Source organism: Flavobacterium degerlachei (assembly GCF_900106645.1).
GTDB lineage: Bacteria > Bacteroidota > Bacteroidia > Flavobacteriales > Flavobacteriaceae > Flavobacterium > Flavobacterium degerlachei.
In genome coordinates this window covers 47,125-61,834 of the sequence record NZ_FNMV01000001.1, presented here as the reverse complement: position 1 = coordinate 61,834, position 14,710 = coordinate 47,125, and the positions used below count along the sequence as shown (strand labels likewise).

General features: G+C 35.6%; 9 protein-coding genes. 8 read left to right on the top strand and 1 reads right to left on the bottom strand.

The window, feature by feature from the left end; translation table 11 throughout:
* The first annotated feature begins 12 nt into the window (after positions 1-12).
* The 8 genes from BLV91_RS00225 (at position 13) to BLV91_RS00190 (ending at position 13,014) form a co-directional block, all read left to right on the top strand.
* Positions 13-2,223, top strand: coding sequence for a TonB-dependent receptor (locus BLV91_RS00225; RefSeq protein ID WP_091428371.1), 2,211 nt, complete (start codon positions 13-15; stop codon positions 2,221-2,223).
* Positions 2,224-2,450: 227 nt separating this feature from the next.
* Positions 2,451-3,941, top strand: coding sequence for a cryptochrome/deoxyribodipyrimidine photo-lyase family protein (locus tag BLV91_RS00220; protein ID WP_091428369.1), 1,491 nt, complete (start codon positions 2,451-2,453; stop codon positions 3,939-3,941).
* Positions 3,941-4,675, top strand: coding sequence for a YqjF family protein (locus BLV91_RS00215; protein ID WP_091428367.1), 735 nt, complete (start codon positions 3,941-3,943; stop codon positions 4,673-4,675). Before BLV91_RS00220 ends, BLV91_RS00215 begins: the two co-directional genes overlap by 1 nt.
* A complete protein-coding gene (locus tag BLV91_RS00210) occupies positions 4,662-4,799 on the top strand; it encodes a DUF2256 domain-containing protein (RefSeq protein ID WP_091428366.1) in 138 nt (45 codons plus the stop codon). The genes BLV91_RS00215 and BLV91_RS00210 overlap by 14 nt, the downstream gene beginning before the upstream one ends.
* Before the next feature lies 1 nt (position 4,800).
* Positions 4,801-6,336, top strand: coding sequence for a cryptochrome/photolyase family protein (locus tag BLV91_RS00205; RefSeq protein ID WP_091428364.1), 1,536 nt, complete (start codon positions 4,801-4,803; stop codon positions 6,334-6,336).
* On the top strand, positions 6,336-7,625 hold the full coding sequence (locus BLV91_RS00200; RefSeq protein WP_175513920.1) for a DASH family cryptochrome: 1,290 nt from the start codon (positions 6,336-6,338) through the stop codon (positions 7,623-7,625). The genes BLV91_RS00205 and BLV91_RS00200 overlap by 1 nt, the downstream gene beginning before the upstream one ends.
* 498 nt (positions 7,626-8,123) lie before the next feature.
* Complete coding sequence (locus BLV91_RS00195) at positions 8,124-10,214, top strand: prolyl oligopeptidase family serine peptidase (protein WP_245709588.1); 2,091 nt, start codon at positions 8,124-8,126, stop codon at positions 10,212-10,214.
* A gap of 334 nt (positions 10,215-10,548) precedes the next feature.
* Positions 10,549-13,014 (top strand): AsmA-like C-terminal region-containing protein, encoded by a 2,466-nt coding sequence (locus tag BLV91_RS00190; RefSeq protein WP_091428358.1) that lies wholly within the window; start codon positions 10,549-10,551, stop codon positions 13,012-13,014.
* A gap of 158 nt (positions 13,015-13,172) precedes the next feature.
* Here the strand turns inward: BLV91_RS00190 and BLV91_RS00185 are convergent, their stop codons facing one another.
* The gene (locus BLV91_RS00185; RefSeq protein WP_245709571.1) at positions 13,173-14,687 is read right to left on the bottom strand and encodes a L,D-transpeptidase family protein; all 1,515 of its coding nucleotides are present in this window, start codon (positions 14,685-14,687) and stop codon (positions 13,173-13,175) included.
* Positions 14,688-14,710: the final 23 nt, after the last annotated feature.

Genomic DNA, 14,710 nt, shown 5'->3' with positions numbered 1-14,710 from the left:
CAATCATTTTCAATGAAAAAAATTATAATAACCCTAATCTTGGGGTTTTCAGCGATGCTTCAGGCACAAAACACAGTGTCGGGAAAAGTAACAAATATGTTGAACCAACCTATAAAAGGCGTTTCAGTTTATGCGCCAGAATTACATCAAGGAACTACAACTGATGACAATGGAAATTATATTTTGGCTAATCTTCCCAATAGAAGTTTAAAACTAAGCTTCGTGTTTGTAGGTTTTTCGAACCAGAATAAAACCATCCAAAACCTGCAGAAAGAAAATACACTAAATATAATCCTTGAAGAAACTATATTCGAAATGGATGAGGTAATAGTTTCTACGGCTTTCAATAAAATACAATCACAAAACGTGATGAAGGTGGAGCACGAAACGATTAAAGAATTACAACAAAAAGGAACAGCCACATTGATCGAAGGATTAGCAACAATTCCCGGAGTTTCTCAAGTTTCTACTGGAACTTCAATAGGGAAACCGGTTATTCGTGGTTTGAGTGGAAACCGCGTGTTGGTATATTCACAAGGAGTTCGCATGGAAAATCAGCAGTTTGGAGACGAGCATGGTCTGGGATTAAACGATGCCGGAGTAGAAAGTGTTGAGGTTATCAAAGGACCAGCTTCGTTATTGTATGGTTCTGATGCGCTTGGTGGAGTTTTGTATTTCAATCCAGAGAAATTTGCCGATGCGAATACGTTTAAAGCTAATTTTAGCCAGAAATTATTTTCAAATACCTTAGGGAGCAATTCTTCACTTGGATTAAAAACATCTACGGACAACTGGAAATTCTTAGCAAGAGGAAGTTACAATACGCATTCTGATTATAGAATTTCTGGAGGGGACCGTGTAACAAATACCCGTTACAATGAAACCGATTTCAAAACGGGAATTGGTTATAGTGATTCTAAATTCTCGTCTGTCTTACGCTACAACTACAATAATCTTGATTTAGGAATTCCTGAGGATGGAATAGCGGAGCAAAGTACAAGCAAAAAAACCGGTTTTCCAAGACAAGGGGTTTTCAGCCATTTGTTGAGTTTGAACTCTATTATCTATTTGAAAAATTCGAAATTAGATGTTGATTTGGGATATATTGCCAATGACCGTTCTGAGTTTGAAGATAGTGATGTTGCAGGATTGCGTATGAAGTTGAAAACCTTTAATTACGATGCGAAGTACCACTTGCCTACATTTGGTAAACTAGAATCAATTTTCGGAATTCAAGGAATGCACCAAACAAATACAAATTTTGGTGACGAATACCTGATTCCAGATGCGACTACAAATGATTTTGGTGTTTTTGGAACAGCTAATTACGAATGGGGAAATAGTAGCGCAGTACAAGCCGGTTTGCGTTTTGATAATAGAAAAATAACCAGTGTAGAAAATGGGACACTGGGAGAAGAAGGCTATTTTAAAGCTATTGACAAATCATTTGATAGTTTTAATGCTTCTTTAGGTTACAAGACAAACTTAGCTGATGATTTGACTTTGCGATTAAACCTAGCTTCAGGATTTAGATCGCCTAATTTAGCTGAATTAACATCTAATGGAGTACATGAGGGAACCAACCGATATGAAATAGGGAATTCTGATTTAAAAACAGAACAGAACGTACAAACGGATTTGAACCTAGAATACAAGAATGATCATTTTGAGTTTTTTGTCAACGGTTTTTACAACCACATCAACAATTATATTTATACTTCACCTACAGGAACGATGCTAGAGAATAATGATGTGTTTAATTACATTCAAAGCAATGCCAAATTATACGGAGGTGAAGTGGGCTTGCATTTTCATCCACATCCTTTAGATTGGTTGCACTATGAAACCAGTTTTGAAACCGTTACAGGGAAGAAACAAAATGGCGATTACCTACCTTTGATTCCTGCTAACAATTGGAGTAATACCATTAAAGGAGAGTTTAAAATCAAGAATTGGTTAGAGGACGGTTTCGCGACTTTTAACGTAAACACTACTTTGAATCAAAATAACGTGAGCGGATTTGAAACGGAATCAAATGGATATACATTAATTAATTTAGGCTTGGGTGGAACAGTAAAACTTGGTAAAACTGTTTTTGATGTGAATTTAAACGGAAACAACCTTTTCGACAAAAGATACATTGCTCATTTGTCAAGATTAAAGACAGATGGGATTCCTAACATAGGCAGAAACATTGTTCTAGGTGTGAACTTTAGTATTTAATTGAAGGGTTAATATAAGAAGCAACTTCTTAATTGTTTTCTACAAGGCACAAAATCAAAATAACAATTGGTTTTGTGCCTTTAGTGTTTATAATAATTACAATTACTGCTTTTTTGAATCTAAGTTCCGTATATTTGTTTAACTAAAATTAATAAAAGTTAAACAACTTTGTTTTAGCAGATGTATAGCGTATAAAGGCTAAATAGTGACAATAAAATTCAATTATCGTGAGTAAAGCTGCTGTAAATATTGTTTGGTTCAAGCGTGACTTGCGTTTTATAGATAACGTAGCATTAGATAACGCCCACAATTCAGGGTTGCCACTAGTGTTGATTTATTGTTTTGAGCCCACAGTTATGAGTTATCCAGATTCAGATGTGCGTCACTGGCGATTTATTTATGAATCCATCCAGGATTTACAAAGCAAGCTCAATCCCATAAACGGAACTTTCTATTATTTTCACAATGAAGTGCAAAACGTTTTTTCAGAGTTGTCAAAAAAGTACGAGATAAAAACTGTTTTTTCACATCAGGAAATTGGTAATAAAATCACTTTTGACAGAGATGTAGCCATGGAGGATTTTTTTCAAAAAAATAATATCAGTTGGAAAGAATCACAAATGCATGGTGTAATTCGAAAATTAAAATCGAGGCAACATTGGGATAAGCGCTGGGAGGATGTCATGCGTGCAGAGCCAAAAATAATCGATGTGACCCATTTGAATTTAATAAAATTGGATGAAGATATAGTGGGACTGTTAAAAGGGAAAGAACTTTCAGAAACGATTACGTCCAGAAACAAAAATTTTCAGCAAGGTGGGGAAAACTTGGCTTGGCGATATCTGGACAGCTTCGTGAAAGAACGCTACGTCAATTACAGCAAACACATTTCTAAGCCTGCTTTGAGCAGAAAAGGCTGCAGTCGGCTGTCTCCTTATCTGGCTTATGGCAATATTAGTATGCGAATGATCTACCAATATACGAATCAGCATTATGAGAATTCTAAAAATAAACGAGCCATTCTTAATTTTGTTTCTAGACTCCATTGGCACTGTCATTTTATGCAAAAATTCGAAGACGAATGCCGCATGGAATTTGAAAATGTAAATAGAGCGTATGACACTTTGGTTAAACCAAAAAACGAAACATATATCAAAGCTTGGCAAGAAGGAAAAACAGGTGTTCCAATAGTAGATGCCTGCATGCGATGTTTGGTTGCAACGGGCTATATCAATTTCAGGATGCGCGCAATGGTAGTTTCTTTTTTTACATTTAATCTTTGGCAAGATTGGCGGGACTTGCATTTTTTGGCGAGACAGTTTCTGGATTACGAACCTGGAATTCACTATCCACAAATTCAAATGCAATCAGGAACAACGGGAATAAATACGATTCGGATTTATAGCCCCATAAAAAACTCCGAAGATCATGATCCTGACGGTGTTTTTATTAAACAGTGGCTGCCTGAATTAGCAGAAATTCCAGTTAGTTTAATTCATGAACCGTGGAAGTTAAATCCAATTGAACAACAATTTTATAGCTGTGAAATAGGGAAAGATTATCCTGAACCAATTGTAAATATTGAAGAAACTAGAAAACGGGCTAGTGATATAGTCTGGAGTTTCAGGAAGAAAGACGAAGTGAAAGAGGAAGGAAAACGGATTTTGAAAAAGCACGTTTCTAATCCGAATCGAAAAACTAAAAAGACAAAAACATAATGACTATTTTTTTAAAAGCAAATTGGGAAAATATTATAATGGCAAATTATGAAATCGATCCTAAAATCCTATTTCCATTCTTGCCCAAAGGTGTCGAGCTTGACTTGTATGATGGAAAAGCCTACGTAAGTCTAGTTGGGTTTATGTTCAAGAAAACCAAACTTTTCAATGTTCCAATTCCTTATTTTGGCACTTTCGAAGAAATCAATTTACGTTTTTATGTGGTTCGAAAAGAAGGAGACACCGTAAAACGCGGTGTGGTCTTTATCAATGAAACCATTCCGTATCCTATTGTGGCTTGGATGGCTAATAAATTATATAAAGAGCATTATACCGTGGTTCCTACGAAACACGAAATCACAACAGAAAGAAAAAGTAAAAAAGTACAGTTTGAATGGCTTTTAAGCAAAAAATGGAATAGTATTTATGTAGAAGCAACAACAGAAGCTAAGGTGATGGAAAAGCAAACTTTAGAGAAATTCATCTACGAACATTATTATGGGTATACTAAAATTGATGAACACAACAGTGAAGAATACAAATTACAGCATCCGAGTTGGTTAGTCAATCAAGTGTTAGATTATAAAATTGAATGTGATTTTACAGCGATGTATGGTGATTCTTTTTCGGTTTTAAATACGACAAAGCCAGAAGCGGTTTTTATAGCCGAAGGTTCATCAGTGGGTATAGAGTGGAAAAGAAACAGATTAAATATCGGTAATGAAAGGCATTAAAAAACAAAACTTACCTACTAAAATCTGTGTTGTTTGTAATAGGCCTTTTACTTGGCGTAAAAAATGGGAAAAGGTTTGGGATGAGGTAAAATATTGTAGTGATAAATGCAGAATGAATAAGTAAAATGAAAAAAACGGTACGATTAATTCTTGGCGATCAACTAAACAGCAATCATTCCTGGTTTAAAACTGTAGATGATTCAGTGACTTATGTTATGATGGAAATTCGAACGGAGACCGATTATGCATCTCATCACATTCAAAAAGTGGTAGGTATTTTTTCTGCAATGAGAAGTTTTAGCAAGGAATTAGAGTTAAATAAGCATAACATCATTTATATCAATCTAGTTGATGAAAACAACTTACAATCATTTGAAAACAACATTAAAAACCTGATTTTAAAACATAATTTTACTCATTTTGAATACCAATTGCCAGATGAATTTCGTGTTGATGAAGCATTAAAAAATCTGAGTAAAGTAATCACAATTTCAAGTTCGATCGCTGATTCGGAGCACTTTTTTACAACACGAAATGAATTAGAGCACTTTTTTGAAGGTAAGAAAACCTTTGTGATGGAAAATTTTTATCGGATGCTTAGAAAAAAGCATACTGTTTTAATGGAAGGCAATCAGCCATTAACTGGCAAGTGGAATTATGATAGCGACAACCGAAAAAAGTTACCCAAAAATCATAAACCGACACCGCCATTAGTTTTTAATAATAATGTTTCAGAGGTTCTTGATGAAATCAGTAAAACAGATATTAAAACCATCGGAAATATTGATGCTGTAAATTTTGTTTGGCCAATTAATCGAGAGCAATCGTTGCAGTTATTAGACTTTTTTCTAGTAGAATGTTTGCCTTTATTCGGAAGTTATCAAGATGCTATGTTCCCAAACGAGTGGTCTTTATATCATTCTCGACTTTCATTTTCTATGAATTTAAAGATGATTTCACCAAAAGAAGTGATTGATAAAGCCATAAAAGAGTGGGAAAGTAGACCCAATGAAATTGAATACAATCAATTAGAGGGGTTTGTGCGACAAATAATAGGTTGGCGCGAATACATGCGAGGGATTTATTGGCTGAAGATGCCCGAATATGCTAGCATGAATTTTTTTAATAATCAAGAAAAGTTGCCAGATTGGTTCTGGACAGGCAACACTAAAATGAATTGTTTAAAAGATACTATAAATCAATCTTTAAATTATGCATATGCCCATCACATTCAGCGATTAATGATAACTGGGAACTTTGCGCTTTTAGCCGGAATTCATCCTGATGAATTAGATGCTTGGTATCTCGGAATCTATATTGACGCGATTGAATGGGTTGAAATTACAAATACTCGTGGCATGAGTCAATTTGCAGATGGTGGAATTGTAGGCACAAAACCGTATGTGAGTTCGGCTAGTTATATTGATAAAATGAGTCATTATTGTGGATCTTGTTATTACAAAAAAGCAATTAAAACGGGTGAAAAAGCCTGTCCGTTTAATAGTTTGTATTGGAATTTTTATGACAAAAACGAAGAGAAATTAGGCAAAAACCCTCGTATTGGCATGATGTACAACGTTTGGCGAAAGATGCAGCCTGAAGTACAAGTCGCGCTATTAGAACAAGCAGATTACTATTTAAAAAACATAAATAATTTATAATGAAAACGGCTATAGTTTGGTTTAAAACGGATTTACGATTACATGATAACGAAACACTCATTAAAGCAATAGCGCAAAGCGATCAAATTTTGCCGATCTATTGTTTTGATGATGCGCATTTTGAAACCACCCCTTATGGTTTTAAAAAGACGGGCAGCTATCGAGCGCAGTTTTTAATAGAGTCATTAAAAAATTTAGATGAAAATTTGCGTAAAATAGGTTCGGGTTTATTAATCTTAAAAGGAAAGCCCGAAGTTGAAATTCCCAAAATTGTGGCTGAATTCAAAGTCCATAAAGTTTTTGCTGAACGCGAAGTAGCATTTGAAGAAAAACAAACAGAAAAATTAGTTCAAACTGAACTTTTCAAACTGCGTTGCGAGCTAGAAACTTTCAGTACAAGTACACTATATCACGCAGAAGATTTGCCGTTTACGAAAAAAGATATTCCTGACGTTTTCACCGTTTTTAGAAAAAAAACAGAACAAGATGCGTCAGTTAGAGCTGTTTTTGCAAAAGCATCAAAGATAAAATCACTAAGCATTCCTGAAATGAATTTACCCACTTTAAAAGAGTTGGGCCTGACCACTTCTAAAATGGATTCACGGGCGGCAATTCAATTTAAAGGAGGGGAAACGGAGGCAATAAAACGATTAAAGCATTATTTTTTTGAAACAAAAAGTCTTTCCATTTATAAGGAAACCAGAAATGGAATGCTAGGTGAGGATTATTCGTCAAAATTTTCTGCTTGGTTGGCGTTGGGTTGCATTTCGCCAAGAACGATTTATCAGGAAATTAAAAAATACGAAAATGAAAATGGTGCTAATGACTCTACCTATTGGTTGGTTTTTGAACTGTTGTGGCGTGATTTTTTTCGGTTTATGTTTAAAAAGCACCAAACTAAGTTTTTCTTGTATTCAGGAATAAAAACCGACATCGTTAATTCAAAGTCATTGAATAAGAAGTTTTTATCACAATGGATAAAAGGTGCAACCGAGTCCGACTTTATTAATGCTAACATGATTGAATTGAAAAAAACGGGTTTTATGAGCAACAGAGGAAGGCAAAACGTAGCCAGTTATTTTTGTAACGAGCTCAATATGGACTGGCGTATTGGCGCTTCCTATTTTGAATCACAACTAGTAGATTATGATGTGTGCAGTAATTGGGGAAACTGGGCTTACTTAGCAGGAGTAGGTAATGATCCAAGAAAGAATAGGTATTTTAATATAGAAAAACAAGCCAATGATTATGACAAGGATAGGACTTTTCGGGATTTGTGGTTGCAGTAGTTTTTTGAACCATATAAGTTTAGTTACTTTTTTAAACCATTAAAATATTTAGGGTAGTTAAGTTTTAAGCTTAATTTCTTAATGGTTTTTTTAAATGGTGTATTTCGATTCTTCGCGAGAAAAACTTAAACAAAGAGACACAAAGCTTCACAAATAGATTTAATATTCTCCGTGTCTCTCTGCGGACCTTTGAGATCCTTTGTGTGACACTTTTACACAAACAGCTAAAAACTTATATGACTTATATGTTTTAAAATTTCAGTGCAAAATATTCATTAATTTCTCCGTGTCTCTCTGCGGATCTTTGTAATCCTTTGTGTGACACTTTTACACAAACAGCTAAAAACTTATGTGACTTATATGTTTAAAAAAAACGTAACAAAAAACAACTTTTCGAGACTCATTATCTTTAAGAGTCTTCTTTCATGAGCAAGACATTCAATTTCCTTATTTTTGTTAACCAATAAAATGATACTAATGAAAAAACTAATTCTAATAATGGCAGTAATCCCTACAATAGCTTCTTTTGGACAAAATAAAAATCCACTGAAGTACCCTGAAACCAAAAAAGGGGAAACGGTTGATGTGTATTTTGGCACAAACGTTAACGACCCATACCGATGGTTGGAAGACGATAGGTCAGCTGAAACAGCGGCTTGGGTAAAAGCGGAGAATAAAGTCACTTATGGTTATTTAGAGCAGATTCCTTTTAGAGATGAAATGAAGAATCGTATGGAAAAACTGTGGAATTATGAAAAAATAGGCGCGCCATCACAAGAAGGAAAGTACACGTATTATTCTAAAAATGACGGGCTCCAAAATCAGTCTGTCGTATATAGAAAAGACGCTGCAGGAAAAGAAGAAGTGTTCTTAGATCCCAATACTTTTTCAAAAGACGGAACTACTTCACTTGGTGGCATGGATTTCTCCAAAGACGGTTCTAAAGTAGCTTACGCCATATCCGAAGGTGGAAGCGACTGGAGAAAAGTGATTCTGATGGATGCATTGACAAACAAAGTTTTGGAAGACACTATCATCGATGTAAAATTTAGCGGTTTGTCTTGGAGAGGAAACGAAGGTTTTTATTACTCGAGTTATGATAAGCCAAAAGGAAGTGAATTGTCGGCCAAAACGGACCAACACAAATTGTATTTCCATAAACTGGGAACTTCTCAGAAAGAGGATCAAGTTATCTTTGGCGCAGACCAAAAAAGAAGATATGTTGGCGGAAATGTTACGGAGGATGATCGTTATTTAGTTATCACCGCTGCGACTTCGACTTACGGGAACGAGTTATATATAAAAGACCTGAGTAAACCTAACAGTCCTATAGTTACCGTTGTGGATAACTTCAATAGTGATAATTATGTGATGGATAATGAGGGAAGCAAGCTGTTTATTGTAACCGACTTAAATGCGCCCAACAAACGCATCGTGACAGTTGACGTCAGTAATCCAAAAGCAGAAAACTGGAAAGATTTCATTCCTGAAACAGAGAATGTCTTGTTTCCATCAACCAGCAGCGGTTTTATTTTTGCTAATTATATGATTGATGCTGTTTCGGCAGTAAAGCAATACGACTACTCGGGTAAACTGATTCGCGACATTCAATTGCCCGGAATAGGAACAGCGGGCGGTTTTGGCGGAAAGAAAAAAGACAAAACGGTGTATTATTCCTTTACTAATTATACGACACCTGGAACGATTTATTCGTTGGAACCAAAATCAGGTAAATCAGCAGTGTATGCAAAACCAAAAGTAGATTTCAATAGCGATCAATACGAATCAAAACAAGTGTTTTACACTTCAAAAGACGGAACCAAAGTTCCTATGATTATCACTTACAAAAAAGGATTGAAACTAAATGGTAAGAACCCTACAATGCTTTATGGCTACGGGGGATTCAATGTGAATTTGACGCCAAGTTTCAGCATAGCCAATGCCGTTTGGATGGAAAATGGTGGTGTTTTTGCCGTACCTAATTTACGTGGCGGTGGAGAATACGGTAAAAAATGGCATGATGCAGGAACTAAAATGCAAAAACAAAATGTGTTTGACGATTTCATCGCTGCGGCGGAGTATCTGATTGCTCAGAAATATACGTCTTCTGATTTTCTAGCCATTCGCGGTGGCTCAAACGGAGGTTTACTGATAGGAGCAACGATGACGCAACGTCCGGACTTGATGAAAGTCGCTTTGCCAGCCGTGGGCGTGATGGATATGTTACGTTACCATACATTTACAGCAGGTGCAGGTTGGGCTTACGATTATGGAACAGCACAAGACAGCAAAGAAATGTTTGAATACATCAAAGGCTATTCTCCGGTACACAACGTAAAAGCGGGAACTCATTATCCAGCCACTATGGTCACGACAGGTGATCACGATGACAGAGTAGTGCCAGCACACAGTTTCAAGTTTGCGGCTGAGTTACAGGAAAAACAAACAGGAAACAACCCTACCTTGATTCGCATCGATGTCAAAGCGGGTCACGGAGCAGGAAAATCGGTATCGGCAACTATTCAGGAAAATGTGGATATCCAAGCATTCACCTTGTACAATATGGGATTCAAAGCCTTACCAAAATAGGTTTAGAGATTTAATCTGAATTTATTTCAGGATTTATGCTGAATTCATTTCAGTAGCTATTCCTGCTGTTCGCTGTATTTCTTGTGGCGAACCCCGCCACAAGAAGATGCCGCTGCCATCAGGGCTAGGCAGTAGGGAAAGCAAGATTTATAACATTCAAAACGCCATTCAAAAGAGTGGCGTTTTTTTTATGAGTACTTATTACCCTTTTGTCGTCATTTCGAAATCGTGTAAATGCTACTTTTAATATGGTAAACCATTGTTTAACGATGAATTGTTTTAAAAAATCAGACAATTATTCCTACTTTAGTCTTTCATAATACAAATAACAAGTATGCGTAGGTCTTTAGATAAGATAAAAAGTGTGGCAAAAAGAAAACCCTTTAATAAAAAAATTAAAAAAATAGGGTATTTCTTATTGCTGTTTTTTGCGTTAACATTAGTTATATCAGTTGGTTTAGCTTTTTATGTAAAAGCAAATAAAGCCAAAATTCTGGCTCAAATAAGTGATGTAGTAAGCGAAAATATAAATGGAACTGTAGAAATAGGAGATGTCAACTATAAGTTTTTTACAGGATTTCCTAATGCTACTTTATCACTTGAAAATGTAGTGTTAAAAGATAGTTTATGGGAAGTACATAAGCGCACTTTTTTAGATGCTGAGGAAATAGAACTGCAACTCAATGTGCTTAAATTATTCAAAAGTGAAGTTCATATTCAGAAAGTAGTGGTTAATAAAGCCAGTGTTTATTTGTTTAAAGACAAAAACGGAAAAACAAATTCCAATATTTTCAAATCCAAATCAAAAGAAGAAGAATCAAAAGAATCAGGCAAGACAATTATCGATGAGTTGATACTAAATGAAGTGAGCTTTATTTCTGAAAACTTGCATGGGAATAAGCTCTTTCATTTTGAAGTCGCATTCTTAAAAAGCAAAGTAAAGTTAAAGGGTGATCATATAAAAGCAGTAATTGAACTAGATGTTTTGGCTAAAAGTATGGCTTTTAATGTAAATAGAGGAAGCTTCATTAAAGGCAAAAAGGTCAAAGGAATAGCAGTGGCAGACTATTCTAAAAATCAAAAAACCATAGATGTATTTTTGGATCAATTAAAAATAGGAGATGATGCTTTTGATATTTCGGGACATTTTGATTTAGGAAAGAAAAACCAGTCGCCTTTTGATATCGATATAAAAACCACCATTTTATGGCGCAGTGCCTCAAAACTATTGGCTAACAATATTAGTTCAAAACTGGATTTGTATAATATCAATGAACCGCTTAGTGCACATTGTACACTGAAAGGCGATTTAAATTCCGAAGGCGATCCTGAAATTATGGTTACTGCTGAGGTTCGGGACAACAAATTACAAATTCCGGACGGAACCATAACCAATTGTAATTTTGACGGTAGATTTACTAATAATTATATAAAAGGAAAAGGATTTAATGATGCTAATTCGGCTATTGTTTTATCCCATTTCTCAGGTGCTTATGCTACGATTCCTTTTACAGTTCCTGTAGCTAAGATTATTAATTTTGAGAAACCAATAGCAACGGGTAAATTACAATCAGATTTTGAAGTTACCAGATTAAATGAAATTATAAATGAAGAATTCATGCATTTTATAAAAGGGAATGCTAAAGCAAATCTGGATTTTGTAGTTGACATTGAGAACTATAAGTTTCTAAAACCACACTTTATAGGCAATGTTGCTGTAAAAAATGCTTCTTTAAAGTATGTTCCTAAAAACGTTACTTTAGAGGATACTGCTATTGAACTTTATTTTACCGAAGAATCACTTTTAGTACAAAAGATACAGTTTAAAAACCGTTTGAATTCTATTTTTATGGAATTTAAAATAGAGAATTTCCTTAATCTTTATTATGATGACCCAGAGAAAATGATTGTTAATTGGAAGATTTATTCTCCCTATTTGAATGCCAAAGAGTTTTTGGGAATTTTAACTACTAATCAAAAAGCAAAAACAAAAAAAGGCGCTGCAAAAAATAGTTTTTCTGACAATCTTCATAATGCTTTTGATAAAAGTCAGGTAGTATTAGACCTCAAAGTAGATAAAATAGGATACGCAAAGTTAGTTGCCGCAGATGCAAAAGCCAGAATTAAGATCATAAACAACAAATTGACGCTTGAAAACGGTTGGGTGAAAAGCTCAGGTGGGAGCATTTCTTTTGATGGAAGTATGACACCAGTAAAAGAGTCTTATTCTTTTAATGCCAATGCAAAAGTTAACGGAGTTGATATTTCGCAGTTTCTGTACTCGTTTGATAATTTTGGCGTTCGATCCTTTTCTTCAGAAAGTCTTAAAGGTAAACTTACAGCACAAGCTGCAGTAAGTGGAGTTTTGAATCCTGAAGGAGAACTGATGAAACAAACGATAAACGGAGATGTGAAATTCAATGTTAATAAGGGAGCCTTAGTCGATTTTGAACCCATAAAAACAGGCTGGAAGCTTCTGTTTCCATTTAGAGATTTAAACAACATAACTTTTAGTGACTTGTTAGGAGACTTTAATATCAAAGGCGAAAAAGTAACTATTAATGAATTAAAAATTAGTTCAAGTGTGATGAATTTTGATGTTGATGGAATATATTCGTTTGGAAAAGGCACTAATTTAAATATTACTGTTCCAATCAGAAATCCTAAAAATGACAATGATATAAAGAGTAAATCAGAGCGAGAAGATAAGAGGTACAGAGGAATTGTTCTGCATTTGTTAGCGACAGATGGCAATGATGGAAAGGTCAAAGTGAAGCTGGTGGGCAACCCAGATAAATAAAATATTTAGATTTGAATAGAGAGGCTTTAGACGGCTCTGTTTTTTAAACGCCATTCGAGAGAGTGGCGTTTTTTGCGATTAATAAGAAGAGCGCTCCCGTCGTAATCGCACTCGCGAGCCTTCGGTAGAGAGGTTATGCAAGAAGTTCTACAATATCATTAAATTGAATCAGTAAGTAGCATTTCGAGCAATCTGGCGTCATGTCCATAAACATCATCATAAAAATGCACTTCCCCTTCGGGGTCTACCCAAGATGTAAAATAGCCAATGTAAACTGGAATTTTGGTTTTTAGGGAATAGCTTTTTTCAACCCTTCGATTCATAGCAGCATCTATTTTTTCTATAGTCCAGTTCTTGTCATCTTCTAGTGCCATAATGGCTAAATCCCGCGGTTTCTCCACACGTATGCATCCATGGCTAAAAGCCCTTTGTTCTTTGTCAAACAAACTCTTAGATGGGGTATCATGCATATAAATAATATGGGAATTGGGGAAGACAAATTTTACTTTACCCAAGGCGTTTTGTGGCCCAGGACGTTGGCGCACGCGGTTTCCTACCCATTCCATATCATGTCTCGCGAGATAGTTGCGGTTTTTAGCAATGGCAGGCAGAATCTCTCTTCGCAATATATTTGGTGGGATATTCCAATAGGGACTAAAAATAATCTGACTCATCTGACCGCTAAAAACGACCGTCTTATTCATGGACTTACCCACAACTACTTTAGAAATCAAAGCAGCCTGGCCTTTCTTAAAAAAAGTGAGCGTAAACGAGGGGATATTTACTACAATATATTGTTCGTTTTGAGTTAGACTTGGTGAAAGCCAGCGGCAGCGCTCCATATTGACCATTAGGGTTTTGATGCGCTCGTTTACGGAAATATTCAGGTCTTTGATGTGTTTGGGTTCCAACTCCGCATCTGGTGTAAAGGCATTTCGTTCTTTGTATTTTAAAATTCCTGCAAGCAGTTCGTCATCGTATTCATTTTTCTTAGTGTCAATTTTTAAATCGCCGCTTATATAAAGGCGGTTTCTGATTTGCAGGATTGCAGCTGCAGTATCGCCTGGTTTGAGGGATTTAATTTTTGAGGGAAAAACAATAGGGTTCCAGCCACCGTTTTTCTCAATATTGCGGTAGTTTTGCAAGGCTTCTTTTAATTTGTAATACTGTCCCAGCAGCTCTTTGTCTGGTTTGTTGATGAGGCTTGGGTCTTGAAGTAAGGAATCCAAACGATTGACATAAGATTGTTTTTTTCGTGGCAAATACCACCCTAATTCTTTTGATTTCTTGGGGTCAATTCCCTTGAATACTCTATCTGCATAAAAGAAATAAAGAGAGGACATCAACAGTTCCTCTTCTACTTTGGGGTTCTCATTGTTACCTGAATCTAGTAGGATGGTATGTATTTTTTCTTGGTACGGAACCTTGATTTTTAGGCCTTCCTGATCCAAGTTGTTGATTTTGTCGTATAGTAAATCGGCAAACTCATTCCTACCATTGCTGTCATACCACAGGAAATGATATCCGTGTTTTTGATAAAGTGCCTCAACTTCTGGTTTTAAGTATTTTAATCGGGGATATTTTTTAAAAAAGGGATCAATCTGAAGGCTGTCAAATGGAAGGGGAGGGAAGCTAGGAACTCTTTGATAGGATATCACTACAATTAATTCCATGGTTTTTTCATTACCGGCTTTTG